Here is a 24,490-nt window from a genome sequence, read left to right as displayed (position 1 = left end):
TGTTTAACAATTTCTTTATAGATTAAAAGCAACCTTTCACAGACGAAATGATTCAATTAGTTTCTACGTAGTATCATATACACAGGGAAATGATCAGAATAACCACCTTTGTATGTTTTACCAACAAAAGTTCTCGCTGGTTGACCTCTATATTTACCTTTCCATTGTCTCAACATGATATCATCAAAAATATCTGCTTGATGAAAATATAAAGCGTCTGGCACATCATTAATTAAACTATCACTAACCATTATCTGATCAAAAAGATTCCATTTAAAATTATGATTCAAGCTACCTCTATGGAACTTTTTGAGCGGCGCAGTGACATTTTGAAATCCATGCGGTAAGATTTCATTGCGTATACTATCGTTTTCTGGATCATCATTAAAATCACCCATGATGATAATATTAGTACTTTCTAGTAAATGCTTCTCTTGATTTGTACGATCCTTTTGTGGATCAACACTATTTATATGATGCATTAACTGTTTTGCAACAGTGACACGTTTCTCATTTGTAGATTCTGCGCCATCCCTTCTAGATGGCCAGTGATTAACATATAAGTGTACAGGCATACCAGATAAGAAACCTTTTACATATAATATATCACGGGTACGATCAGGCTCATCATTAGGCATGGTAACATCCACTGCAATGGGATTAGATGATTGAACTGTAAAAATCTTTTTACTATATAGTAAGGCGACATCAATACCACGTTCATCTGGACTATCATAATGTATGATCCCATAATCTCCCTTAACCAGCTTAGGCTGTTGTATCAGATCTTCAAGTACTTTTTTATTTTCTACCTCAGCCACGCCTATAATGGCTGGTAGTTTACCAGTTTGTAAAACACCTACTTTAGATATCGCGTCGCTTAATTTTTGTAATTTTTTTTGATATCGTTGTGGCGTCCATTGCTTGCGGCCTTGGGCTGTAAAATCTTCATCTAGTATATGCTTATCATTGTGAACGTCAAATAAATTTTCTAAATTGTAGAATGCGACAGTATACTGTTCAAATGCCTGTTGTGAAATTGCCAATACTTATATTTTTGTAGGGATTTCAAATCTAATACATCAATACACAATTATCCTTACAGTAATAACAATTACTTTAAGCTTTTATTAATTATAGAGCACCTCACTGGCAAACTGTTATCTTTGTTGAATAGTTTTAAAACCATAAATGTTAGAAAGAGAAACACACGAATATGAAAAAGCCATTCTAGTAGGAGTGGTTACCCAACAACAATCTGAAGAGAAACTTACAGAGTACCTGGATGAGCTAGAGTTCCTCGCTTATACCGCAGGAGCCACGATACACAAGCGTTTTTCTCAAAAAATGCAGAAACCTAATCCCAAAACCTTTTTAGGTTCTGGTAAAATGGAGGACATTAAAGCTTATGTAGACGCTCATAATATAGACACTGTAATCTTTGACGATGAATTAAGTCCTGCACAGCAAAAAAATATTGAGAAAATTCTTGAAGTAAAAATCATCGATAGAACTTATCTCATTCTAGACATATTTGCTCAACGCGCAGAGACTAGTTATGCCCGTACTCAGGTAGAGCTCGCTCAATATGAATATTTATTACCACGATTAGTCGGATTATGGACTCACCTTGAGAGACAAAAAGGTGGTATAGGTATGCGTGGTCCAGGTGAGACAGAGATCGAGACAGACCGCCGTATAGTACGTGATCGCATCACCTTACTTAAAAAAAAATTACTTACCATCGATAAACAAATGGCAACCCAGCGCGGTAACCGTGGAAAGATGGTGCGTGTTGCACTAGTAGGCTATACTAACGTAGGTAAAAGCACACTAATGAATGTCATTTCAAAAAGTGAGGTCTTTGCAGAGAATAAGTTATTTGCTACTCTAGATACAACGGTACGTAAAGTTGTAGTGAAAAACCTGCCTTTTTTACTAACAGATACTGTAGGTTTTATACGCAAATTGCCTACCCAATTAGTAGAATCTTTTAAATCAACACTTGATGAAGTTCGTGAATCAGACTTACTATTACATGTTGTAGATATTGCACATGGTAGTTTTGAAGATCATATCGCATCAGTAAATAAGATATTGAGTGAGATAGACGCAGTAGATAAACCTACTATTATGGTCTTTAATAAAATTGATCAATATGTAGCCGAGGATTATGATCCAGAAGATATTCTAGAAGAAAGAACGAGCGCACACTATTCTTTAGAAGAATGGAAACGTACCTGGATGGCTAGAATGGGTGAAAATGTAGTTTTCATATCTGCAATTGAAAAGGAAAACATAGATACTTTTAAGAAAAAAGTCTATGATCAAGTAAGAGACATACATGTAAAACGTTTCCCTTATAACGCCTTTTTATTTCCAGATTGGGAAGATCTGGTAGAAACAGAAGAAGAGTAAATATTCTTCATAAAAAAAGCCCTTAATCAATTTGATTAAGGGCTTTTTTTTATCATTAAATACTGATTAAAACTTATAGTTTAAACCTAGTAGCCAGTATGATTGTAAATCATTATCTACATTATCAAAATCAAATGTACCAGTAGGATCTTGAGATGTAGCAAAGTTTACCGCTTCTTGATGATTACCTCTTAATCCAAATTCAAAACCTACACCAATGTTTTTCCACAGTGTGTAACCGAAAGAGTTGATCCATGTAAAGTTTGATAAGTTAGAACTCTTATAGCTTTGGAACGTAGAAAGGTTACTCTTAAAGTTAATTGCCCCTATTTGTCTAGTATAATCTGCAACAATTTTTGCTCCTAGTGAAGATTCAAAAATATCATCACCACTACTGAAAACAAAATTATAGTTCAAAGGGTGAATTACAACTACTAAGTTATCAATAGGTGTCCATGTAGCACCAACACCTAAATCAAGATATCCTGGATCATTAAAATTATTAAGTATAGTAGTTCTATATTCTCCTAATGTAGAAACGGCAAATTTTTCACTTAACTTGTACCCATATAACGATTGAATATTAAAAACGTCAGTTGCTTCTTGGAAACTATCATCATCAGTAGCGTCATCTCTGTCATCAAACTTTACCCATTGCAGGTTAACGTTTAAGTTATTTCTCCAGAAATATTTTTCTCTCTTCAAATTTGCAAATCCATTTAAAGTAACACCTATATTACCAGAATTCACATTAGGTGATCCTTGAGAATACCATTTATCAAAACTAGATAAATTAGCACCAATGGTACCAAAAGCTCCTGTTTTCCAACCTGGAAGCGCATCTATCTGTGCTTGGATCGCATTTGCTCTACCTTGTATGGCTGCAATAGAATCCATTTTTGACGCTTTTAACGCCTTAAGTTCTTCTTCAGTTTGCGCATAGGTACTAATTGTACAAAGTGCAAATGCAAAAAGTAAAATAATTTTTTTCATAATACTAAATTGAAATGTTATGGTGCGAAATTACCATTTAAATAAAAAAACGGTTCAATAGCCTATTAAAAAACAATCCTATCGATAAACTACTTTTTTTTCTTATAAACGGGCACTGCACTACAGGCCTCGCCATACATCACTGATTTTGCGACATCCTGCAAGCGTTCTGTAATTTTCATATAGGCAGCGACCGGTACTGGTTTATTTGAACAACCTTTAACAATAACCGGCATATCTCTGAAAGGACCTAAATCTATTTGATCAATAATAGGCATATATAAAGCTGCTTCTAGATCTTCTAATGATCCCAGTATTACAATTTTTGCAATTCTGGTTAATTCGATTTGTATAAGCATCCATGCCCATTGAGGTATGATGGCATCTGTAGAGCAATTAACTGCGACATAATGATCCTTAAAAGCAGTAAAGTCTGTGCTTTTTAAGCTTTCGCGAAAGCGTGATTCTACTAACACAATACCTTCCATTAACCATTGAGAAATATCTATCTCACTGCGTGTTCCTACAGGATAATAATCTTCTAAGTCGATGACCTGAAGTTTTGAGTTTGCGACTCTGTTAATGATCTCGCCTTCCATGTTCTAGAGCATTCCTAGTTCAAGCTTAGCTTCTTCACTCATAAGGTCTTTATTCCATGGCGGATCAAAGGTAATTTCAACCTCGGCATCATTGACTTCTTTAAGAGTCTTTACTTTTTCCTCTACTTCTACTGGTAGTGTTTCTGCTACTGGACAGTTAGGAGAGGTTAATGTCATTAATATTTTAACATCAGCATCGCTGCTTACCATAACATCATATATAAGGCCTAGCTCATAGATGTCCACAGGGATTTCTGGATCGTATATTGTTTTTAAAACCTTTACTACTTTTTCTCCTATTTCCTGTCCGTTGATCTCTTCCATAATTAGTTCAATTGAGATTGATATGCAACTGCATACATTTTAAGTTGTTTTATCATGGAAACTAATCCATTTGCTCTAGTAGGTGAAAGATGTTCTTTCAAACCTATTTGATCTATAAAAGCCGTGTCTGCTGCAATAATATCTGCTGGTTTCTGACCAGACCACGCTCTTATAAGTATGGCAATAATTCCTTTAGTAATTATCGCATCACTGTCAGCACTAAATTTTACTTTATCATCTTCAAGATCCGCATGTACCCATACTTTAGACTGGCAACCTTTTATGATATTATCATCAGTTTTGTATTGCTCATCTATGACAGGAACACTTTTCCCTAAATCTATCATATATTCATAGCGGTCCATCCAGTCGTCAAACATGGCAAACTCTTCTACGATTTCATTTTGTATGTCTTGAATGCTAGCCATTATTGTTTTACTGCTGTAATTATAATATCACCTGATGCGTTTAAAAGTTCTAGTCCTTCTTTAGTAGGGTTTACTTCAACAACTTTAGTAAGATGACTCATATAATCTCTCTCAATCTCATGCACATCTCTACACATCATTTTAGTTCCCATTAAAGGACCTATGTTTACTTTTCCTTTTCCTAAGTTTTCAAATGTACCACTGTAATTATTACATACTGACTTACCAGATATGCGGTTTTCTTCTCCCATCGTAATGGTTAAAGTAATATCATGTTCTGAATAATTATTCTCTCCTACGAGTACAACGTCATAACTACCTGTAACATCTTGTTCATCACAACTGGTTAATGTAAAAAGAGTTAGAATAAAAAGTAATGTAAATATTCTCATATTAATATGTTTTAAGGTATACTCATTAAGTAGTCTTCAAAGATAATGAAGTCCATTAAGACAGCATACTTACTGCACGTTGCAAAGCTTGTACCATAATATCTATTTCTTCTTTAGTATTATAAAATGCAAAACTTGCTCTTACCGTACCAGGAATTGAATAGCGTTCCATAACTGGTTGTGCACAATGATGACCCGTTCTTACAGCTATACCTAGTTTATCTACTATGGTTCCTATATCATAAGGGTGCAAGGTTGTGACATTAAAACTTATTACTGCAGCTTTATTTGCAACATCTCCATAAATTTTAAGGCCTTCGATTGCCTTTAACTGTTCAGTTGCATATATTAATAACTCGTGCTCATAAGCAGCGATGTTATCCATTCCTAATTCATCAAGATAGTCGACAGCAGCGCCTAGAGCGATTCCACCAGCGATATTGGGTGTACCTGCTTCAAATTTATGTGGTAATCCTGCATAAGTTGTATGCTCAAAAGTGACTTGGTCAATCATCTCGCCACCACCTTGGTATGGTGGTAATGCGTTTAATGCTTCTTCTTTACCATATAGAATTCCTATTCCTGTAGGACCACACATTTTATGTCCGGACATGGTATAGAAATCTGCATCAAGCGCTTGCATGTCTAGTTTCATGTGACCACAGGATTGTGCGCCATCTATTAAAATCATCGCACCATGTTTGTGTGCGCCTTTAATAATCTCTTCTACTGAATTAGTAACACCTAGTGCATTAGACACATGATTAACAACGACAAAAGCTGTGTTATCATTAAGCAGTTCTTCATAAGCCTTCATGTCTAACTCACCGCTATCTAACACTGGAATCACCTTTAAAGTTGCGCCTACTCGTTCACAAAGCATTTGCCAAGGAACAATATTAGAATGGTGTTCTACTGCGCTTACAATGACCTCATCATCTTTTTTCACAAAGACGTGAGCACCACTTGCAACAGCATTAATACTATGCGTGTTACCTGAGGTAATAATAACTTGTTTAGCCTGTGGGATATTAAAAAAAGCTCTTACTTTCTCTCTAGAAGCTTCAAATAGGTCTGTTGCTTCCTGACTTAATGCATGAACACCACGATGTATGTTTGCATTATACAAAGTGTAATATTCTACGATTTTATCAATAACCTGTTGTGGTTTTTGAGAAGTCGCAGCATTATCAAAATAAACTAATGGTTTGCCATTTACCTCACGTTTAAGGATAGGGAAATCAGCTCTTATTTTTTGAATATCTAACATAATACAAAGGTACGATGCGGACTGAGAATGCGATGTTTTTTAAGGAATTATTAGAAGAGTAATTCAATTCCTTTAAAAAACTTTTAATTACAAAAAATGCCTGATCAAAAGACAAGGCATTTTTTAAAATACTTATATCGATGAGAACAACACTTCGACAAGCTCAGTGTGACGAATCGTTTATTATTCAATCTCTACAAATCAAACCCAATCTCTACACCTAGTTTCTTAGCAATAAGCTTTGTAATACGAGATTTAATTTCTGGAATTTTTACACTTTCTAGTACGCTATTTGCAAAAGCAAACATCAATAAAGCACGTGCTTCTTTTTTACCTATTCCACGAGATTGCATGTAGAACAACGCATCTTCATCAAGCTGACCTATGGTACAACCGTGCGAACATCTTACATCATCTGCAAAAATCTCTAGTTGTGGCTTTGAGTTGATGGTAGCCTTATCGCTTACTAATATGTTATTGTTTTGCTGGAACGCGTTAATTTTTTGTGCTACTTTATCTACGAGAACTTTACCATTAAAAACTCCTACAGCTTTATCATCAAAGATTTGCTTGTACTGCTGGTAACTCTCACAATTCGGTGCTGTGTGATGTACTAGTGTAGAATGATCCACGTGTTGTTTTCCTTCTATAATAGTTACACCATTAAGAATTGAATTACAGTGCTCACCACGTTGATAAAAATTCAAATTGTTTCTAGTTAAAGCTCCACCGAATGAGAACGTGTGCAATCTGACTTCACTATCTGATTTTTGCTCTACACTTGTATGATCTATAAGTGATGCATTAAGGTGATCGTTTTGGATTTTATAGTAATCCACCATAGCACGTTTATCTGCAAAAATCTCAGTAACACTATTAGTGAGTACGTGATTATCACTCAAACTTTGATGACGCTCTATAATTTGTACTTGAGAATTTTCTCCTACTACCACTAAATTACGTGGTTGTGTCATTAGAGTACTCTCGTTACCAGTAGAAAAGTACACTACCTCTATAGGTTTTTCTACCGCAATATTTTTACCTATGCTTATGTAAGCACCTTCTCTAGCAAATGCTGTGTTTAAAGATGTTAATCCATCTTTAGGAGCAAGTTTATTATAAAAGGCCTCAATTACTGGACTATATTTAGGATTATTTAATGCACTAGACATTAAACATACATCAAATTTATCGTGTGTAGTCTCAGATAAATGAGAGCTATATATCCCATCAATAAAAATAACACGATATGCATCTATTTGATGGATCAAATATGGCTTGATATCACCATATTCAATAGCAGTTTCTTTTTTAGGAAACAGGCTATAGTCTTTATCAAACAGAGATTTCAGCGATGTGTATTTATAGGCTTCTTCCTTACGTTGTGGAATACCTAGCTCTTCAAAGGATGCTAGTGCCTCATTACGCAATTGATGGGCATATGTTTCCGTATCGACTTCATTTTCTAAAGCGATGAAAGAAGATAATATTTTGTCTTTAAAACTCATGATTTGTTGTTTTCACGCTTTTATTTTTACTGATCATATAATTGTTTTGAGGTCAGCTTTCGCGAAAGCGAAATAATAAAAGCTCCACTATTAATTACTAGACTATAAAGTTGAGTACTATGCCTCTACTTCTTCTTTAATCCAGTCATAACCGCGCTCCTCTAATTCTAAGGCTAGCTCTTTACCACCAGACTTAACAATACGACCTTTATATAAAACATGTACAAAATCTGGAACGATATAATCTAATAGGCGCTGGTAGTGCGTGATGACAATAGTTGCATTATCCTTACTGCGCAATTTATTTACACCATTTGCAACGATACGTAATGCGTCTATATCAAGACCAGAGTCTGTCTCGTCAAGTATTGACAGTTTAGGATCTAGCATTGCCATTTGGAAAATCTCGTTACGTTTCTTTTCTCCACCAGAAAAACCTTCATTTAATGAACGTGATAAAAATTTGCGATCTATTTCTAACATTTCAGATTTTTCACGGATGAGTTTCAACATATCACCAGCCTTCATTTCTTCTTTACCTTGAGCCTTACGTGTCTCGTTGATAGCGGTTTTCATGAAGTTAGTAACTGATACTCCTGGAATTTCAATAGGATACTGAAATGATAAAAACACACCTTTATGTGCTCTTTCTTCTGGGTCTAGCTCTGATATCTCCTCGTTTTCTAATTCAATAGAACCGCCAGTCATTTCATACTCTTCACGTCCTGCAATTACATTTGCTAGAGTAGATTTACCAGAACCGTTAGGTCCCATAATGGCATGAACCTCACCAGCTTTTACTTCTAGATTGATTCCTTTTAATATTTCTTTATCCTCGATTGAGGCATGCAAGTCTTTGATCTTTAACATAGCTGTTATTTAACTTCTTGTATCTGTATTAATTGATGGGTGCAACTACTGCAGCACTAGTTGCTGGTGTTACTTCTATTATTTCTTTTATGATAAGCATTTGTTCCCAGCCTTCACCTGTTTCTAGCAGCAATGGATTGGGTGTTAATTCTCCTTTCACAATTACATTTACCATATCAAATTTTGTCTTTTGTAAAGGTAACGCTAGTTCATGAAGCTCTTTTAACTTGTCATCTATGCGCACGGCATAAATATCGTTTTTACTGGTAAGAACAGCGGCGTCGTCTAATAAGATGAACTCACCTTTAAAGGTATTTTCATCTTCTACAAATGTTGCACTTGATGTCCTAGGCGCTACAACATCCTCTACTGGGTTTTCTTGCTTTTTACAAGCAATTGTAGCAATTGCTATAAAACACAAAACGATTAATCGTTTCATAGTTATTGAGTTTTGAATTGATTTATCCTACTGATCCTTCTAGACTTATTTCCAATAGTTTTTGAGCTTCTACGGCAAATTCCATAGGTAGTTTGTTCAATACCTCTTTAGAGAATCCATTTACAATAAGAGCAATTGCTTTTTCTGTATCGATTCCACGCTGATTACAATAAAATATTTGGTCTTCACCGATCTTACTGGTTGTCGCCTCATGCTCAACTTTTGATGTGCTATTACTGTTTTCTATGTATGGAAATGTGTGTGCTCCACATTCATTACCCATTAGTAAACTGTCACATTGTGAAAAATTACGAGCATTAGTAGCGCGCGAGTTTATTTTTACGAGACCTCGATAAGAGTTTTGTGATTTACCAGCACTTATTCCTTTAGAGATAATAGTTGACTTAGTATTTTTACCTAAGTGAATCATCTTTGTTCCTGTATCTGCCTGCTGGAAATTGTTAGTTACAGCAATAGAGTAAAACTCACCAACTGAGTTATCTCCTTTAAGCACACAACTAGGATATTTCCATGTTACAGCACTACCGGTCTCTACTTGAGTCCAAGAGATTTTTGCATTGTTCTCGCACAATCCACGCTTAGTTACAAAATTGAAAACACCACCTTTACCTTCGGCATTACCAGGATACCAGTTTTGTACGGTTGAGTATTTAATCTCTGCATCATCTAGTGCAATTAATTCTACACAAGCGGCGTGCAATTGATTCTCATCACGACTAGGTGCTGTACATCCCTCAAGATATGATACATAGCTTCCTTCATCTGCAATGACTAGTGTTCTTTCAAACTGGCCTGTTCCTCCTTCATTAATACGGAAGTAAGTAGAAAGCTCCATAGGGCATTTTACACCTTTAGGTATATAACAAAAAGACCCGTCAGAGAACACTGCGCTATTTAAAGCGGCATAGTAATTATCACTTTGCGGAATAATAGTTCCAAGATATTTCTTTACAAGCTCTGGATGTTCTTGAATTGCTTCAGAAATCGGGCAGAAAATAATTCCTTTTTCTGCTAGGGTCTTTTTAAAAGTAGTTGCAACAGATACTGAATCCACAACAATATCCATAGCTACACCAGCAAGTTTCTTTTGCTCATCTAGCGAGATACCTAATTTTTTAAAAGTCTCTAATAATTCAGGATCAACCTCATCAAGGCTATCATATTTAGGCTTTGAGTTAGGTGCACTATAATAAGAAATGGATTGTAGATCTGGCTTTGGATAAGTGACATTTGCCCAATCTGGCTCTTCCATTTCAATAAAAATGCGATATGCCTCTAATCTCCAGTCTAACATCCATTGCGGCTCATTCTTTTTAGCAGATATTATACGTATCACTTCTTCACTAAGTCCTACAGGAATAGTGTCTGATTTAATATCTGTATAGAAGCCGTACTCATACTCTTTATTCTTGAGTTCTTTTTCTAATTCTTCTTCTGTGTACTTAGACATAATGCTATGTTTAAAGTTCTTAAGACAGTAATCTCTATACTGTACAATTAAACTTCTAGTTTATTAATTATTGAATGACACTAGTTTAATGGTGTCATTCTTACTTCTTAAGACTATAGAGAAAAGCTTTCTCCACATCCACAAGTTCTTTGCGCGTTAGGATTATTGAAAACAAAACCTTTCCCATTAAGTCCACCACTAAACTCAAGTGTTGTACCTACTAGATATAAAAAGCTTTTCTTATCCACTACTATGCGCACATCATTTGCTTCAAAAACCTTATCTGTGTCTGTAGTTGTTTTATCAAAAGTCAGGTCGTAAGATAAACCACTACAACCACCACTTTTAACACCTACACGCACATAATCATTATCTATGGCAAATCCATCTTCACCCATTAATTGAGCAAGCTTTGTTTTTGCCGTATCTGAGACCTTTATCATATGCTTAAAATCCTTATTTAAAATGACTACAAATATACAACAGCCATTTTTGAACCATGCCCTATTCAATTTATAAAATGCATGATTGTATGCTCATTATCTATAGTTTAACAGTTCTTTAGGCAATCAAGAGTTAACATATCTATTTCCCAGCGATTTAAAGTATAAAATACGGGTTGTAACATTTAAAATTATACATTCATTTTTATCAATTTTTTATTTTAAGATGTTTAATTCATTGTAATTTTGCAGCATGATAGAAGATAAAAATCCACAACGCACGTCGATTGAAAATTTAGGTGAATTCGGTTTAATAGATTACATCACTCAAGATGTCGAACTTAGTCAACAATCTACCTCTAAAGGTATAGGTGATGATGCTGCTGTTATTGATCACACTACATCTACTGTGATTACTACAGACATGCTTGTAGAAGGCATTCATTTTGATTTAAGTTACGTACCTCTAAAACATTTAGGTTATAAGGCTGTTATGGTTAATTTATCTGATGTTTATGCGATGAATGCGGTACCTACTCAAATTACCGTATCTATAGCGATGTCTAATCGATTTCCGGTCGAAGCGGTTGAAGAGCTGTATAATGGGATTAAACTAGCATGTAAAATTTATAATGTAGATTTAATAGGTGGAGACACCACTGCATCTCAAAGTGGCTTAATCATCTCTATTACAGCAATAGGAGAGCAAAAAGCAGAAGATATCGTGTACAGATCAGGTGCTGCTGATAACGATTTATTAGTAGTAAGTGGTGATCTGGGCGCCGCTTACCTGGGTTTACAAATTCTAGAGCGCGAAAAAGCTGTTTATAAAGCAAACCCTAATAACCAACCAGATGTAGAAGCTTACAGCTATTTATTAGAACGACAACTGAAACCTGAGGCTCGTAAAGATATCCCTAAATTACTTCAAGAATTAGAAGTAAAACCTACCAGCATGATTGACTTATCTGATGGCTTAAGTTCTGAAGTTATTCATTTATGTAAAAACTCTAACATAGGCATGAAACTATATGAAGAAAAACTTCCATTAGACCCTACTGTAATAGCAGCATGTGAAGAGTTTAACCTAGACAGCACAACGATTGCACTTAGTGGTGGCGAGGATTACGAACTACTTTTTACCGTTAAACAAGAAGATTTCCCTAAAATTAAAGCAAATCCTAGCCTCAGTATTATAGGGCACGCAGTACCTAAAAATGAAGGTATTCACTTGATTACCAGATCTGGTGAGCAAATTCCTATCAAAGCAATGGGCTGGAATAGTTTTCAAGAATAAATTCCTAGTTCACGTCTATTTTTCTTAACTGCTAGATCATTAAGAGCACGATTAATACGTGAATACTGATCACTTAATGGAACTATATTACCATAAATATTTGTGGTCATTTGTTTTCCACATTTGACGCAACACAATTCTTGAATGCGATCATTTACTTGATGAGTCACCTGCAGTTTATGTCCTGTAAAAGAACAAATAGCTGCAGCCTTGATAGGGGAATAATTTTTTGACATTTGGCTAGTTATTTAAATGAAACTTGGTTGAATTTCATTTTACTACGACCAATGTAAATAATCTTTTGCAAATATGCGATAAAAAGCACTTATTAATCGATTAAGTGTATTTTAGAAATAACTTCATCGGGATGAGTAAGTAAAAGCATATGCCCACCATCTATACTAGAGCCTTTAAATCCCAGCTTATTTAATTCGGCATCGATGACAGACCTATCAATAACAGTATCACGATTCCCATAAATATAATGAACCGGCACACTAACATGTCCTAATTGAGAAGGACGGTCTCTCATCGCTCGCAATGCTGCCATTACAGTTTCTAAAGTCATCTCACTCGATACCATTCTCATATTTTCTATAATATCTTTATACACCTCATGCTCTAGCGGTGTAAATAGATTATTGATAGCCATGGATATATAAGCATTTTGAAAACGATCAATCAACTGTATGGCACGATCTCGCATCACTTTACGTGCAGTACTGTCTGGTCCCATAATACTATTCAACAAGGTTAGAGAAAAAAGTTGTTGAGGATACGCTTTCGCGAAAGCGGCTCCAACATAACCACCCATACTATGACCTATAAAGTGAACTTTATCTATAGCATTATTGATCAAGAATTCTGAAATCTCAGAAGCTAAATCACTTATGGAATAATGACTTAAAGATGGAGACTGGCCATGACCAGGTAACTCAATATATAAAATATCAAATTGTTCTACCCATAATTTTGACATCGCAGTCCATTGATTTTTACTACCTAGAAAACCGTGTAAGAGTAGTAATACTGGTTTATTAGAACTACTGAAGGAATAGGACATCTTATTCATGTGCACAAGATAATATAGGTAACTGTTCTAGTTGTAATATTTTGTTAATTTTACACTAGTTTTAAAGCAACACATTTTCTTTGATGAAACAAATTTACTTTCTTCTTTTATTAAGTTTTACATTCATTTCCTGTCAGAATGATATTGATGATTATCAGACTGCAAAATCTGAACTTGATATAAGATTAGAAGAATTATTGCTAGAAAATTCTGAAGGTCAAGGAATTAATTATTTTATTTTACCAGATAGTAATGATTACAACTCGATTCCACAAGACCCATTAAACCCTATTACCAGAGAGAAAGTAGAATTAGGCAGGTTGTTACTACATGAAACTGCAAGTGGTGGCAATCCAAAGATGGCCGTTATGGCTGGTACCTATGCCTGTGCATCCTGTCACCCAGTAGCATCTAGCTTTTACTCTGGTAGACGACAAGGAATAGGTGAAAGTGGTAGTGGTTTTGGCGCTGCAGGAGAAAGCCGTGAGTTTGATTTAACCATGCCATTAGACTCTATAGATTTGCAACCTATAAGAGTCCCTACACTTCTTAACGTGGCTTATCAAGATGTTGCTTTATGGAATGGTATGCTAGGTGGAACTGGAACTAATGCAGGAACACAATCACAATGGAGTGATATACCTGAAAATCACCTAGGATTTCAAGGTCTAGAGATTCAAGGTATGGTAGGTCAGGATACTCATCGATTACAAATTGACGAAAATTTTGTGGACACCTATGGCTATCGTGAAATGTTTGATAGAGCATTTAGCAACACGCAATCTTTTGAGAGATACTCTAGAAAAACAGCTGCTCTAGCACTTGCAGCGTTTAATAGAACGTTATTATCTAATCGTGCTCCATGGCAAAATTATCTTAAAGGAGATTATGCAGCCTTAAGCGAAAGAGAAAAGCGAGGCGCAATTCTATTTGCTGGTAAGGCTCAATGTATGAACTGCCATACCGGACCTGCATTAAAAGATCAAGAGTTTCATGCTTTTGGTTTTGGCCATTTTGATGACAGTAATGAAGCTGTTGTTTTAGATGACGCTGGTTTTGATAATGTAAAAAAGGGTCGTGGTGGTTTCACAAACAATCCCGCAGATGACTATAAATTTAAAACTCCAACATTGTATAACTTAAGAGATGCAAATTTCTACGGTCATGGTGGTACCTTTAATAGTATAGAAGAAGTCATACGATACAAATTATCGAATCAATTACAAGACAATAATGTTCCTTTATCTCAAATTGCCAGTGAAAAAGGTGCAACAAGTTTAACTGAGGAAGAGATACAAGATTTAATATTTTTTATCGAGAATAGTCTATACGACTCTTATCTTACGAGATATGTACCAGAGACTGTTTTATCTGGAAATTGCTTCCCTAACGCAGACGTTCAATCTAAAATAGATTTAGGCTGCGAGTAGTTAATAACTATGTGCAAATCTGATATTTCAAACACAATGCAAGTTAAATACCAAGCGGTATCTTTACTGCATGAGAAATCCACAACTTACTAAAGACATTATCATAAAAGAAAGTGCTGACCTTTTTAATACTAAAGGCTATAAAGCAACTTCACTAAGCGATATCACAAACGCTACAGGCTTTACAAAAGGGGCAATCTATAAGCATTTTAAAAATAAAGAAGACTTAGAACAGCAGGCACTACGCAGTTTAAGTAAAAGAATGTTTGACATTCTCAATAAAGATCTCAAGAATGCATCAGATTTTACTTCAAAAATGAATGTAATATTTAATTTTTTTGAGAATTACTTAGATCATCCACCCTACTCTGGAGGATGTCCTTTAATGAACAGTGCCTGCGAAAGTGATGATCTAGATGCAGGCTTAAGACAGCAATCTTTTGGTATGCTTGTCACTTTTAAAACAACTATTAAAAGAATTTTTGATAGTGCAATTAAAAAAAACCAGATAAAATCTACAGTAGATTCTGATCAATTAACTGCTGTCTATATAGCAACCTTAGAGGGCGCTATTATGATGAGTAAATTAGAACGCAAAAATGATGCTTTAGTGAAAAGTATCTCCTATTTAAAAACTGTGAATAGTGAATTAATAATACCATAAAAACCCAATAACTAGAATTATAAACTCTAGTTATTGGGGTTATTGCATCGTTTAGAAATCTACTACTTGAGCATGGCTTGCGCCTCATCAATTACTTTAAGTGTTCTTACTTTAAGTTCCTCAATCTCTTCATGCTCTTCTTTTAAAACATCTAATTGCTCATTTACAGCATTTATATCATTAGGAAGTTTATAATCATAAGGGAATTTTTCAGAATAATCTCTCATCCAGGTCATCATATCATCATGCGCCTTTTGAAGTTCGCTATTTTTAGACATGATCAAATCAGTGTTAGTAGAGTCCATTTTCTGACTTAATTGATTGCTTAAATCCATTAAGTCACCCATTTTAGGCATAATTACATCATGCGCCTCCATAGATTGTTGCTTTAAATTATCAAAAGCAATTTTTTGCTCTTTAAGTTCATCACTACATGATGCTAAAAGAACTAATAATACTAATGTCCAAAGTGATTTCATCTTATACAATTTTAAAAAGAATATTGTAATCCTATAGTGATAACATCTTGATTCTTAAGCTGCACATCATTTAGATTTTGTTGTAAAGGTAAGGCATATTCAAATCCTAAACGTGCACCTTTTAATAATTGTGGTGCATAAATATTAAATCCAAAACCGGCATTTAAAGCATCATAGCCAGAGTTTGATGTATCTGCCGTTATAACCATTGCAGGATTCAAATCAGGATTAGCTCCTCTAATACCACCTTGAATCAAACCTTGCAATCTACCAGATACACTTAACCAGTCCGTGGCTTTATAAGCAATCCAATTGTTCCAACCTAATTGATTCCCTAGTCTATAACCGTTATCATTTTCTCCCGTACGGAAAACACCTCTTAATTGTGAACCCCATGAAAAAGTATCTGACTGACCTAAGTAAGTTATCGCTGTTATAGCGTCATAAGTTCCGCTACCTATTTGCATAGGATAAGGCAATATCACCTCATTACCCATGCTAGCAGGCGTCACATCTTTATTATCAATAGTTCCAGTAGGAATAGAAAGGCCTAACTGCGCATGCCACTTATGTGAGTCTGTATCTATAAATCTATACATTGCAGAAACTGACACATCTCCAAAACCAGAGGAACTTGTCGTAAACATTCCTCCCATAGCTGTTAAATGGTCCATAGTCATATCCATATACATTCCCATAGCCATAAATGTTAATCGATCAGTAGGTGCATACATAGCTCCTATCATATGCATATCCATAGGCATCTCTGTTGGAGTTACCATGTAGTCTCCACCATTAGGTAATAAAACAGACTCATTTGTAACATCATCATTTGCACGACGTAAATCTTGCATGGTAGTGGTAGAAAAACGATAAGACACCATCCATTCTCCTTTGTTATGAGTATGATCTCCCATGACTGAAATAGGAGCATGTCCATCAGGTCTACTAGTTGTATATGTATTATTATTTGTTTGAGCAAGCATTAAAGTACTTGCACATAGTGCTATAATTAATTGTATTTTTTTCAAGGTATTGAGTTTTATGGCCATATCATGGCCCTATTAAATAAGTAATTTTATCGCATTAAAGCGATAAAAAATAAGTGCTTATGTATGGTAAACTCGTGGTGGTGGTTTGATAATATCTTGAAAACCTATTTTGAGGATATAGGAGTAAGGTTTATTCTGCTCCTTAGAAATCCATTTATAGTTGTGAAAAGTATAGTTCACCGTGTCTTGATAATATAAAGGAAAAAAGGCCTCTATAAGTAATGACATCGCTTGATCTTTAGAATCTGATCTCGACTGATCCTGTTGCATCTTAAGAGTTTTGGCCAGATAACACTTACCATCGCAATTAAGCTCTGGCCTATCCGTGTTTTCACAATATTGCTCAATAATCATATCAATATTCATCTCATAGTATGCATAGCAGCCTACTTGATAAACAGGTCGCAAGCTGAATAGCGTTAATAATATGATACTTAATGCTGACTTGATATGATTAATTTTTGCGCAAATTTAAGCTCTAATACGTATACAATAGTTTAAAAATTATAAAGAATATGGTAATCATCTTGTGCTTAAATTTGAGGTATTCTAAATAATGTCGGTTTCTTGAATTTTCCTATCGCCTTTCATCCTATTTATAAACATCCTCTACCAGATGGTCATCGATTCCCCATGATCAAGTATGAGCTGTTACCACAACAGTTGTTACTAGAAGGAACAGCTTTACAAACAGATTTTTTTGAACCCAGCAAATTATGCAGTGATATAGATGTATTACGTGTACACACATTAGAATATTTAGAAAACCTTAAAGCTTTAAACTTAGACCGTAAAGCAGCACGTAAATTAGGTTTTCCTTTAAGTACACAGTTAGTAAAAAGAGAATTGCGCATTGCACAAGGAACCATTGATGGATCTATTAAAGCTTTTAAACATGGAATCGCAATGAATATTGCTGGTGGCACACACCATGCATACAGTAATCATGGAGAGGCGTTTTGCCTATTGAACGACCAGGCAATCGCCGCCAGATACTTACAACATCACCAGTTAGCAGAAAAAATTCTTATAGTGGACCTAGACGTCCATCAAGGAAACGGAACTGCACAAATTTTTCAAAATGACGATACAGTATTTACTTTCTCGATGCATGGCGCCAGTAATTATCCGTTTAAAAAAGAAGTTTCTGACCTAGATATCGCCTTACCAGATCACACTGATGACAACAGCTATCTCAAAGAACTTCATCATATTTTGCCTGATTTAATAGCTCAAGAAAAACCAGACTTCATCTTTTACCTATGCGGTGTTGATGTACTTGCGACAGACAAGCTAGGTAGGCTAGGTTTAAGTTTAAAAGGATGTAAAGAACGTGATGAGTATGCTTTGTCCGCTTTCGCGAAAGCAAGAACACAAAAAAACAACCGCATCCCAGTACAGTGTAGTATGGGCGGCGGCTATTCTCCTGAGATTAAATTAATAATTGAAGCGCATGCTAATACTTTTAGGGTAGCGCGAGATATTTTTAATTAATTATCGCAACCAGGCCTTAGACGCTGCACTGCGAGCAAATAGCCAAAGGCAAATTGAAAGAATAGGTACACTCAAAAAGAAAAATTTATCACCTGTATTTATTATATCCCATGAACCGTTGAAAAAATTATAACTAGTTGTTATTATCACAGCAAACAAAGAGATCAATGAAAGCAATACCGCAAGTTTTCTCTTAAATAACAACATAATACAGGCTAGTAATCCAGCAAATACAGCTACTCCATAGACATACATATACCATCCAGGTCTAGATTGATATAACTCTTGTTGCTGCTCATTCATTTGCTCCATCATTAAATCGGGTGCTGCCATCTCTGTAGACCATGCTCCTATTCCCATAAGATTCCATAACAAAAAGATAATGGCGAGTACCCAGAACCACATCTGGGGTTTTGAACTGTAAGGCATAATTAATTGGTTTTATAGGTTGAAACCTTAAAGTTAAGAAAATCTTAAATAACATAAACGTAAATCTTGCATTACAGAATTCTCATTTTAAAAGCTATCAAATACATTTCATAAAAAAAATGCTTACGAAATCGATTGAATACTCAAAAAAAGGTACATTAGGCCCAGTTTTAAATAGCCCATATTATGAAAGATTCCATGAAGCCCGAAAGCCTGATGATGTCCTATGGTTATAAACCAGAACTATCTGAAGGCGCCATTAAATGTCCTATATTTTTAACCTCAACATTTGTCTTTAAAAATGCCGAAGAAGGAAAAGCATTTTTTGAACTTGCCTATGGTAAGCGTGATAAATTACCAGGAGAAGAAATGGGATTAATTTACAGTCGTATCAATAATCCAGACTTAGAGATCCTAGAAAACAGACTACGATTATGGGATAAGGCAGATGACTGTGCGGTATTTGAAAGCGGTATGAGCGCCATTTCAACTGTACTCATGGAATTTTTAGAACCTGGACAGGTGTTATTATACAGCTCACCTACCTATGGTGGTACTGATCACTTTATCAACCATTTTTTACCTAAATACGGCATTCATTCTTTAGGATTTAAATCAGGGATGAATAAGGAAGAAATAATAAAACTAGTTGAGGATGCTGGATATAGTGACAAGGTAGCATTAATGCATATCGAAACTCCAGCAAACCCTACTAATGCCTTAATAGACATTGAAATGTGTCGTGAAATTGCAGATCATTTCTCTACCCATGATAAAAAAGTACTTATAGGTGTAGATAATACTTATATGGGACCATTATGGCAGCATCCATTACAATTAGGGGCAGATATAGTCATGTATAGTGCTACTAAATACATAGGCGGCCATAGCGACTTAATTGCCGGTGCTGTATTAGGTAATGCAGAGATTATGCAACGTGTAAAAGTACTACGTACATTTTTAGGAAACATGGCTTCACCACATACCGGCTGGATGTTAATGCGCAGCCTAGAAACGCTCAAAATACGTATGGAACAACAACAACGCAATGCGATTGAGGTTGCTCATTTTTTAAAAGGTCATGAAAAAATAGCCAAGCTAAATTACCTAGGTCTCATACCGCAAGACTCACCAGATTATGCGATTTATAAAAAACAATATGATGGACCTGGTGCCATGATTAGTTTTGAGATTAAAGGTGGAGAAAAAGAAGCTTTTAAATTTTTGAATTCGCTTAGACTAATCAGACTAGCAGTAAGTCTAGGTGGTACAGAAAGTCTTGCAGAGCATCCACGCTCTATGACACATGCAGGTGTAGATGAAAATCACGCAGAAGCTATAGGAGTCACACATTCACTAGTGCGCTTATCAATAGGAGTAGAAAATAGCGATGATCTTATTGCAGACGTGCAACAAGCACTAGAAAAAGTGAAGATTTCAGAAAATATGATGGTTTAGTTGGATTCGGGTTCTTTTGGCATTTTCTTTGCCTTGTGTAATAAGAAATACGACAACACGTTATAAAATCATATGAAAATTACATTGAAGAAAATCCTTTTTGCTAGTGTAATGTGCTTAACTATGGCCACACAAGCACAAAATAGTCCTCTTGAAATATCTACAGAATCATCTTGTGAATCACAACTTTTAAAAAAGCTTGATTTTATGCTTGATGGATCATTTGCAAATGAAAATGTCCTCTTTAAAGAAGTTGCAAAATTGAGACCTTGTGGTTTAGATGAATTTGATGTCAACTTTTTTGGGAATATGGATGTCTTCAATACCATGTTAGCACGTATTTCTAAAGAAAAAAAAGTTGAGCAAATGACTTTTAACGATCTCTATAACGAGATCGTTAAATTTAAAAAAGCCGATGTTTATAAAGAAATTAGAGAAGTCACCATTGCCAGTGAAAAACTGGGCGAGACCGTAGGGAATATTGAAAATTGGTCACAAGATCTAGTTATTTTTGAGAACCTAGGTGCCTCAAAAGATGTTATTATTAAAGTGTACGACTATTTAAAATCGCATCCCGATAATAAAAAAACATATAAAGAGATATTAGGATTACTTAAAAAGCAATCCTAATATCTCTATTAATTAATTACCCGTTAAATATTTCTTAGGCGTGGTACCATATTTCTTTTTAAACGCACTTATAAAGTGGCTCGCAGTGCTATAGCCCACTTTTAATCCTACCTCATTCACATTGTGCTGGCCACTATCTAATAACTGTCGGGCATAATCCATTTTATGATCTAATAAAAAACCATAAACCGTATCTCCATACACCTCTTTAAAACCTTCTTTTAACTTTTTGAGTGATAAACCTATCTCCATCGCTAGCTCACTAAGCGATGGTGGATTAGTCATACGGTCAATGATGATCTCCTTTGCCTTTTTAATCTTACGCATATTATCCTCATCTACTAGAAAAGGACATGCCTCAACATCTGCATCTTCTGGACTATTAAAGTATAAGGACATTAACTCATACGATTTTCCTTTAAAGTATAACCTCTTAATAGCATCGTTTAAATTATAGTTCATCAATTGATGCAATGCTACTGCCATAGATGGCGATATACTACCATCTACATAATATTTCTTATCCTTATTCTCGGCACTTAAAAAACTCACGTGTTGGGCATCAGGAGAGAATAATGAATGGAATTTCTTTATAGAAACTAATACACATATGAACCAAGAATGGCCCTTTAAATCTAAATGAATAGGCAAATCTCTAGATGGGTTATACAATAGGTAACTATTTTGCTCTGAAAGGCTTAACTTATAACTACCTTCATTAAAAGCTAGCTCCACCTGGCCTTTTAAACAAAAATGAAATTGAATATAACTATTATCCACATCGTGGTGAAAATGCGCCACATCTTCTGTTTCATTCTTTAATCTTACGACTTGAAATCCCTCTTCAATTAAGGTCACCTCAGCAGCACCTTTAGCGATATTTTCCATTTTTATTCTTATTTATAATTACTCTAAATAGCTGTATTTCGCTTTCGCGAAAGCGTGTAAAACACCATTTAACATTGAATTCTATCTAATTTGAGTACAAAAATAACTCATTGCGTTTAAATTGGAACTCATAGCGTTACTTTAATAACAATTAGTCTTATAATTTTGTTTCTCAATAGCAAAGTGTATATGGCGGCAGCTCAGCCCAAACATTTTTCATTTTACAGTATAGGTCTTAGTTATCGCAAAGCCGATGCTGAGACACGTGGACTTTTTTCTCTTTCAGAAGAAGGTATTCACAACTTATTAATAGAAGCAAAGGAAGAAGGTATCCCTTCACTAGCCGTTATTTCTACCTGTAATCGTACAGAACTTTATGGATTTGCACAGCATCCTTTTCAATTAATACGTCTATTATGTGAGCATTCTCATGGAACTGTAGAAGAGTTTCAAAAAATTGCCTACATTCAAAAGAATGAGGACGCTTGCAATCATCTCTATACAGTGGGTACTGGTTTAGATAGTCAGATCTTAGGGGATTTTGAAATTATAGGACAGCTTAAAATGGCGTTCAAACGTTCTAAAAAATTGGGGTTAATTAACGCCTATATGGAACGTTTAATGAATTGCGTTATACAAGCCAGTAAACGTATTAAAACAGAAACAGAATTAAGTAGTGGAGCAACATCAGTCAGTTTTGCTAGTGCACAGTACATTTTAGAAAACTTTCCTGCCGGTGGCCCTGCAAAAAATATTTTGCTTTTCGGAACTGGTAAAATAGGTCGCAACACCTGTGAAAATCTAGTAAAACATACAGAAAATAAGCAGATCACACTAATCAATCGTACTAAAGATAAGGCAGAACGTATCGCGGGAAGATTTGACTTAATCGTTAAAGATTATGCGCAACTAGAAGAAGAAATAGCACAATCAGACATTATTATTGTAGCAACAGGCGCACAAAAGCCTACAGTTTCAAAACAGATCATACACACTAATAAGCCTCTATTAATCATGGATCTATCCATCCCTAAAAATGTGGATGATAACGTGACAGAATTAGATAATGTACAGCTTATTCACCTGGATGAACTTTCTAAAGTAACCCATAAAACACTCGAGAACCGCGAGAACTTTATACCACAGGCTCAATCCATCATTAAAGAAGTTAATGCTGATTTTAAGCAATGGATGGTTTCTAGACAATTTGCACCTACTATGCAAGCTCTTAAAACTAAACTTTCTACTCTTAAAGATGCTGAGATTAAAAACAGCCGTACAAAATTCAGCGATTTTAATCACGAGCAAGCAGATATGCTAGCAGATCGTATTATTCAAAAAATAGCAGGACATTTTGCAAACCACCTGCGCAATGAAGATGAAAGTACTGAAGAAGCGATAAGTTTACTTAATAAAGTCTTTAAACTAGAAGAATTAAGCAGTTATGAGTCTTAAAATAAGAATAGGTACTAGAGATTCACAACTTGCCATTTGGCAGGCCACAACTGTTCAATCTCAACTACAAGCTTTAGGTTTTCAAACTGAATTATCTCCCGTAAAATCACAAGGCGATCTTAATCTAGATGAGCCATTGTATGAAATGGGTATTACGGGTATTTTTACAAAAACCTTAGACGTAGCATTAGTCAAAGGTGATATTGATATCGCTGTTCACAGCCTTAAGGATGTTCCTACACAATTACCCAAAGGTATGGTACAAGCAGCTGTATTAGAACGTGCTTCTCAAAAAGATATCCTAGTATATAAGTCTAACTTTAATCCAGATGAAGCCATGACTATCGCAACTGGTAGTTTACGTCGCAAGTCCCAATGGCTTAATATGTACACACAGCACAATGTAGTAGACTTAAGAGGTAATGTAAATACACGTTTATCAAAACTCCATAGTAATAAAGACTGGAATGCAGCAATATTTGCTAAAGCAGGTCTGGACCGTATAGGACTACTATCTCAATTAAGAGGTAATTATGGCTTTGAATACTCAGATCTGGATAGCTTTATACCGGCACCAGCACAAGGAGCGATGATGATTGCTGCAATGGGTAACAATACCGCTGTGCTAGAAGCCGTGTCACAACTTAATCATGCTCAAACACAATTATGCGTTGATATAGAGCGACGATTTTTAAGAGAGTTAGAAGGTGGCTGTACGGCACCCATAGGCGCTATTGCACAAGTAAACAATGGCTTTCTCAATTTTACAGGTTGTCTTTTGAGCATCGATGGCACAGATCGTATTGATGTGCAAGATCAAATTGCATTGAAAGATGTCGAGAAGGATGAAGGTTACGCTTTTGCAAAAGCGCAATCAGAAAAAGTATTTGCTAATGGTGGTAAAACTTTAATGCAATCCATTAAATCCTCACTCAATCCTTAAGAATATACTCCTTTTTTAGACCAGATTGTTGAGTTCTTTACCAA

The 24,490-nt window shown here is 35.3% G+C and carries 28 protein-coding genes; 9 read left to right on the top strand and 19 right to left on the bottom strand.

What is annotated here, in order from left to right:
- Nucleotides 1-56 precede the first annotated feature (56 nt).
- The gene (locus BST92_RS06490; protein WP_105070711.1) at nt 57-1,046 is read right to left on the bottom strand and encodes an endonuclease/exonuclease/phosphatase family protein; all 990 of its coding nucleotides are present in this window, start codon (nt 1,044-1,046) and stop codon (nt 57-59) included.
- Nucleotides 1,047-1,191: 145 nt separating this feature from the next.
- Here BST92_RS06490 and hflX point away from each other — a divergent pair, with 145 nt between their 5' ends.
- Entirely contained in the window at nt 1,192-2,418 is a 1,227-nt protein-coding gene (gene hflX, locus BST92_RS06485) for a GTPase HflX (protein WP_105070710.1), read from the top strand.
- Nucleotides 2,419-2,484: 66 nt separating this feature from the next.
- Here the strand turns inward: hflX and BST92_RS06480 are convergent, their stop codons facing one another.
- The 11 genes from BST92_RS06480 to BST92_RS06430 all read right to left on the bottom strand — a co-directional run bounded on the left by BST92_RS06480 (nt 2,485) and on the right by BST92_RS06430 (nt 11,155).
- Nucleotides 2,485-3,411: a DUF3078 domain-containing protein gene (locus BST92_RS06480; RefSeq protein WP_105070709.1), complete on the bottom strand. Its 927-nt coding sequence runs from the start codon at nt 3,409-3,411 to the stop codon at nt 2,485-2,487.
- Between the two features lie 89 nt (nt 3,412-3,500).
- Nucleotides 3,501-4,010 carry a DUF2480 family protein gene (locus tag BST92_RS06475; RefSeq protein ID WP_105070708.1) on the bottom strand — a complete coding sequence of 170 codons (510 nt, stop codon included), beginning with the start codon at nt 4,008-4,010 and terminating at the stop codon, nt 3,501-3,503.
- Nucleotides 4,011-4,013: 3 nt separating this feature from the next.
- Nucleotides 4,014-4,334 carry an iron-sulfur cluster assembly protein gene (locus tag BST92_RS06470; protein ID WP_006796533.1) on the bottom strand — a complete coding sequence of 107 codons (321 nt, stop codon included), beginning with the start codon at nt 4,332-4,334 and terminating at the stop codon, nt 4,014-4,016.
- A 2-nt stretch (nt 4,335-4,336) separates the two neighbouring features.
- Nucleotides 4,337-4,762, bottom strand: coding sequence for a SufE family protein (locus BST92_RS06465; RefSeq protein ID WP_105070707.1), 426 nt, complete (start codon nt 4,760-4,762; stop codon nt 4,337-4,339).
- On the bottom strand, nt 4,762-5,154 hold the full coding sequence (locus BST92_RS06460) for an META domain-containing protein (protein ID WP_105070706.1): 393 nt from the start codon (nt 5,152-5,154) through the stop codon (nt 4,762-4,764). Before BST92_RS06460 ends, BST92_RS06465 begins: the two co-directional genes overlap by 1 nt.
- A gap of 55 nt (nt 5,155-5,209) precedes the next feature.
- Nucleotides 5,210-6,424 carry an aminotransferase class V-fold PLP-dependent enzyme gene (locus BST92_RS06455; RefSeq protein ID WP_105070705.1) on the bottom strand — a complete coding sequence of 405 codons (1,215 nt, stop codon included), beginning with the start codon at nt 6,422-6,424 and terminating at the stop codon, nt 5,210-5,212.
- A gap of 194 nt (nt 6,425-6,618) precedes the next feature.
- On the bottom strand, nt 6,619-7,932 hold the full coding sequence (gene sufD / locus BST92_RS06450) for a Fe-S cluster assembly protein SufD (protein WP_105070704.1): 1,314 nt from the start codon (nt 7,930-7,932) through the stop codon (nt 6,619-6,621).
- A 117-nt stretch (nt 7,933-8,049) separates the two neighbouring features.
- The gene (gene sufC / locus BST92_RS06445) at nt 8,050-8,802 is read right to left on the bottom strand and encodes a Fe-S cluster assembly ATPase SufC (RefSeq protein ID WP_105070703.1); all 753 of its coding nucleotides are present in this window, start codon (nt 8,800-8,802) and stop codon (nt 8,050-8,052) included.
- 28 nt (nt 8,803-8,830) lie between these two features.
- Nucleotides 8,831-9,241, bottom strand: a complete 411-nt coding sequence (locus tag BST92_RS06440) for a component of SufBCD complex (protein ID WP_105070702.1) — start codon at nt 9,239-9,241, stop codon at nt 8,831-8,833.
- A 22-nt stretch (nt 9,242-9,263) separates the two neighbouring features.
- Nucleotides 9,264-10,712: a Fe-S cluster assembly protein SufB gene (sufB, locus tag BST92_RS06435; protein WP_105070701.1), complete on the bottom strand. Its 1,449-nt coding sequence runs from the start codon at nt 10,710-10,712 to the stop codon at nt 9,264-9,266.
- A 113-nt stretch (nt 10,713-10,825) separates the two neighbouring features.
- Nucleotides 10,826-11,155 carry a HesB/IscA family protein gene (locus tag BST92_RS06430; protein ID WP_105070700.1) on the bottom strand — a complete coding sequence of 110 codons (330 nt, stop codon included), beginning with the start codon at nt 11,153-11,155 and terminating at the stop codon, nt 10,826-10,828.
- Between the two features lie 253 nt (nt 11,156-11,408).
- Between BST92_RS06430 and thiL the strand changes: the two genes are divergently transcribed.
- Complete coding sequence (gene thiL, locus BST92_RS06425) at nt 11,409-12,452, top strand: thiamine-phosphate kinase (protein ID WP_105070699.1); 1,044 nt, start codon at nt 11,409-11,411, stop codon at nt 12,450-12,452.
- Here thiL and BST92_RS06420 read toward each other — a convergent pair.
- Nucleotides 12,443-12,688: a hypothetical protein gene (locus BST92_RS06420; RefSeq protein ID WP_105070698.1), complete on the bottom strand. Its 246-nt coding sequence runs from the start codon at nt 12,686-12,688 to the stop codon at nt 12,443-12,445. The genes thiL and BST92_RS06420 overlap by 10 nt on opposite strands.
- Nucleotides 12,689-12,780: 92 nt before the next feature.
- Entirely contained in the window at nt 12,781-13,524 is a 744-nt protein-coding gene (locus BST92_RS06415; RefSeq protein WP_105070697.1) for an alpha/beta fold hydrolase, read from the bottom strand.
- An 83-nt stretch (nt 13,525-13,607) separates the two neighbouring features.
- Between BST92_RS06415 and BST92_RS06410 the strand changes: the two genes are divergently transcribed.
- Together BST92_RS06410 and BST92_RS15340 are read left to right on the top strand one after the other, a co-directional pair.
- Nucleotides 13,608-14,954, top strand: a complete 1,347-nt coding sequence (locus BST92_RS06410) for a cytochrome-c peroxidase (RefSeq protein WP_105070696.1) — start codon at nt 13,608-13,610, stop codon at nt 14,952-14,954.
- 70 nt (nt 14,955-15,024) lie between these two features.
- A complete protein-coding gene (locus BST92_RS15340; protein ID WP_105070695.1) occupies nt 15,025-15,618 on the top strand; it encodes a TetR/AcrR family transcriptional regulator in 594 nt (197 codons plus the stop codon).
- Between the two features lie 62 nt (nt 15,619-15,680).
- Here the strand turns inward: BST92_RS15340 and BST92_RS06400 are convergent, their stop codons facing one another.
- The 3 genes from BST92_RS06400 to BST92_RS06390 form a co-directional block, all read right to left on the bottom strand.
- Complete coding sequence (locus tag BST92_RS06400; protein WP_105070694.1) at nt 15,681-16,097, bottom strand: hypothetical protein; 417 nt, start codon at nt 16,095-16,097, stop codon at nt 15,681-15,683.
- A gap of 11 nt (nt 16,098-16,108) precedes the next feature.
- On the bottom strand, nt 16,109-17,128 hold the full coding sequence (locus BST92_RS06395; protein ID WP_211292452.1) for a transporter: 1,020 nt from the start codon (nt 17,126-17,128) through the stop codon (nt 16,109-16,111).
- Between the two features lie 78 nt (nt 17,129-17,206).
- Complete coding sequence (locus tag BST92_RS06390; protein ID WP_146105119.1) at nt 17,207-17,557, bottom strand: hypothetical protein; 351 nt, start codon at nt 17,555-17,557, stop codon at nt 17,207-17,209.
- A 159-nt stretch (nt 17,558-17,716) separates the two neighbouring features.
- Between BST92_RS06390 and BST92_RS06385 the strand changes: the two genes are divergently transcribed.
- Complete coding sequence (locus BST92_RS06385; protein ID WP_105070691.1) at nt 17,717-18,643, top strand: histone deacetylase family protein; 927 nt, start codon at nt 17,717-17,719, stop codon at nt 18,641-18,643.
- Here the strand turns inward: BST92_RS06385 and BST92_RS06380 are convergent, their stop codons facing one another.
- Nucleotides 18,644-19,072 carry a hypothetical protein gene (locus tag BST92_RS06380; protein ID WP_105070690.1) on the bottom strand — a complete coding sequence of 143 codons (429 nt, stop codon included), beginning with the start codon at nt 19,070-19,072 and terminating at the stop codon, nt 18,644-18,646.
- Nucleotides 19,073-19,258: 186 nt separating this feature from the next.
- On the opposite strand from BST92_RS06380, the gene BST92_RS06375 reads away from it, so the two are divergent.
- Both BST92_RS06375 and BST92_RS06370 read left to right on the top strand, forming a co-directional pair.
- Nucleotides 19,259-20,530, top strand: coding sequence for a cystathionine gamma-synthase family protein (locus BST92_RS06375; RefSeq protein ID WP_105070689.1), 1,272 nt, complete (start codon nt 19,259-19,261; stop codon nt 20,528-20,530).
- Nucleotides 20,531-20,602: 72 nt separating this feature from the next.
- A complete protein-coding gene (locus BST92_RS06370) occupies nt 20,603-21,160 on the top strand; it encodes a hypothetical protein (protein WP_146105118.1) in 558 nt (185 codons plus the stop codon).
- 12 nt (nt 21,161-21,172) lie between these two features.
- On the opposite strand, the gene BST92_RS06365 is transcribed toward BST92_RS06370, so the two are convergent.
- Entirely contained in the window at nt 21,173-22,048 is an 876-nt protein-coding gene (locus BST92_RS06365; protein WP_105070687.1) for a helix-turn-helix transcriptional regulator, read from the bottom strand.
- A 189-nt stretch (nt 22,049-22,237) separates the two neighbouring features.
- Here BST92_RS06365 and hemA point away from each other — a divergent pair, with 189 nt between their 5' ends.
- Nucleotides 22,238-23,503: a glutamyl-tRNA reductase gene (gene hemA / locus BST92_RS06360; protein WP_105070686.1), complete on the top strand. Its 1,266-nt coding sequence runs from the start codon at nt 22,238-22,240 to the stop codon at nt 23,501-23,503.
- On the top strand, nt 23,493-24,446 hold the full coding sequence (gene hemC, locus BST92_RS06355) for a hydroxymethylbilane synthase (RefSeq protein ID WP_105070685.1): 954 nt from the start codon (nt 23,493-23,495) through the stop codon (nt 24,444-24,446). The genes hemA and hemC overlap by 11 nt, the downstream gene beginning before the upstream one ends.
- Nucleotides 24,447-24,490: the final 44 nt, after the last annotated feature.

Source organism: Nonlabens arenilitoris (assembly GCF_002954765.1).
Classification (GTDB): Bacteria; Bacteroidota; Bacteroidia; order Flavobacteriales; family Flavobacteriaceae; genus Nonlabens; species Nonlabens arenilitoris.
The sequence above is the reverse complement of the archived record's forward strand: the minus strand, read 5'-3'. Positions and strand labels throughout refer to the sequence as shown.

Coding starts and splice junctions, on each gene's coding strand:
- hemA (WP_105070686.1), top strand. CDS start 22,238: ATGGCGGCAGCTCAGCCCAAACATTTTTCATTTTACAGTATAGGTCTT.
- BST92_RS06465 (WP_105070707.1), bottom strand. CDS start 4,762: ATGGCTAGCATTCAAGACATACAAAATGAAATCGTAGAAGAGTTTGCC.
- BST92_RS06410 (WP_105070696.1), top strand. CDS start 13,608: ATGAAACAAATTTACTTTCTTCTTTTATTAAGTTTTACATTCATTTCC.
- BST92_RS06380 (WP_105070690.1), bottom strand. CDS start 19,072: ATGCCTTACAGTTCAAAACCCCAGATGTGGTTCTGGGTACTCGCCATT.
- BST92_RS06455 (WP_105070705.1), bottom strand. CDS start 6,424: ATGTTAGATATTCAAAAAATAAGAGCTGATTTCCCTATCCTTAAACGT.
- BST92_RS15340 (WP_105070695.1), top strand. CDS start 15,025: ATGAGAAATCCACAACTTACTAAAGACATTATCATAAAAGAAAGTGCT.
- BST92_RS06460 (WP_105070706.1), bottom strand. CDS start 5,154: ATGAGAATATTTACATTACTTTTTATTCTAACTCTTTTTACATTAACC.
- thiL (WP_105070699.1), top strand. CDS start 11,409: ATGATAGAAGATAAAAATCCACAACGCACGTCGATTGAAAATTTAGGT.
- BST92_RS06420 (WP_105070698.1), bottom strand. CDS start 12,688: ATGTCAAAAAATTATTCCCCTATCAAGGCTGCAGCTATTTGTTCTTTT.
- sufC (WP_105070703.1), bottom strand. CDS start 8,802: ATGTTAAAGATCAAAGACTTGCATGCCTCAATCGAGGATAAAGAAATA.
- sufD (WP_105070704.1), bottom strand. CDS start 7,932: ATGAGTTTTAAAGACAAAATATTATCTTCTTTCATCGCTTTAGAAAAT.
- BST92_RS06415 (WP_105070697.1), bottom strand. CDS start 13,524: ATGAATAAGATGTCCTATTCCTTCAGTAGTTCTAATAAACCAGTATTA.
- sufB (WP_105070701.1), bottom strand. CDS start 10,712: ATGTCTAAGTACACAGAAGAAGAATTAGAAAAAGAACTCAAGAATAAA.
- hflX (WP_105070710.1), top strand. CDS start 1,192: ATGTTAGAAAGAGAAACACACGAATATGAAAAAGCCATTCTAGTAGGA.
- BST92_RS06475 (WP_105070708.1), bottom strand. CDS start 4,010: ATGGAAGGCGAGATCATTAACAGAGTCGCAAACTCAAAACTTCAGGTC.
- BST92_RS06480 (WP_105070709.1), bottom strand. CDS start 3,411: ATGAAAAAAATTATTTTACTTTTTGCATTTGCACTTTGTACAATTAGT.
- BST92_RS06440 (WP_105070702.1), bottom strand. CDS start 9,241: ATGAAACGATTAATCGTTTTGTGTTTTATAGCAATTGCTACAATTGCT.
- BST92_RS06470 (WP_006796533.1), bottom strand. CDS start 4,334: ATGGAAGAGATCAACGGACAGGAAATAGGAGAAAAAGTAGTAAAGGTT.
- BST92_RS06430 (WP_105070700.1), bottom strand. CDS start 11,155: ATGATAAAGGTCTCAGATACGGCAAAAACAAAGCTTGCTCAATTAATG.
- BST92_RS06400 (WP_105070694.1), bottom strand. CDS start 16,097: ATGAAATCACTTTGGACATTAGTATTATTAGTTCTTTTAGCATCATGT.
- hemC (WP_105070685.1), top strand. CDS start 23,493: ATGAGTCTTAAAATAAGAATAGGTACTAGAGATTCACAACTTGCCATT.
- BST92_RS06375 (WP_105070689.1), top strand. CDS start 19,259: ATGAAAGATTCCATGAAGCCCGAAAGCCTGATGATGTCCTATGGTTAT.
- BST92_RS06370 (WP_146105118.1), top strand. CDS start 20,603: ATGAAAATTACATTGAAGAAAATCCTTTTTGCTAGTGTAATGTGCTTA.
- BST92_RS06365 (WP_105070687.1), bottom strand. CDS start 22,048: ATGGAAAATATCGCTAAAGGTGCTGCTGAGGTGACCTTAATTGAAGAG.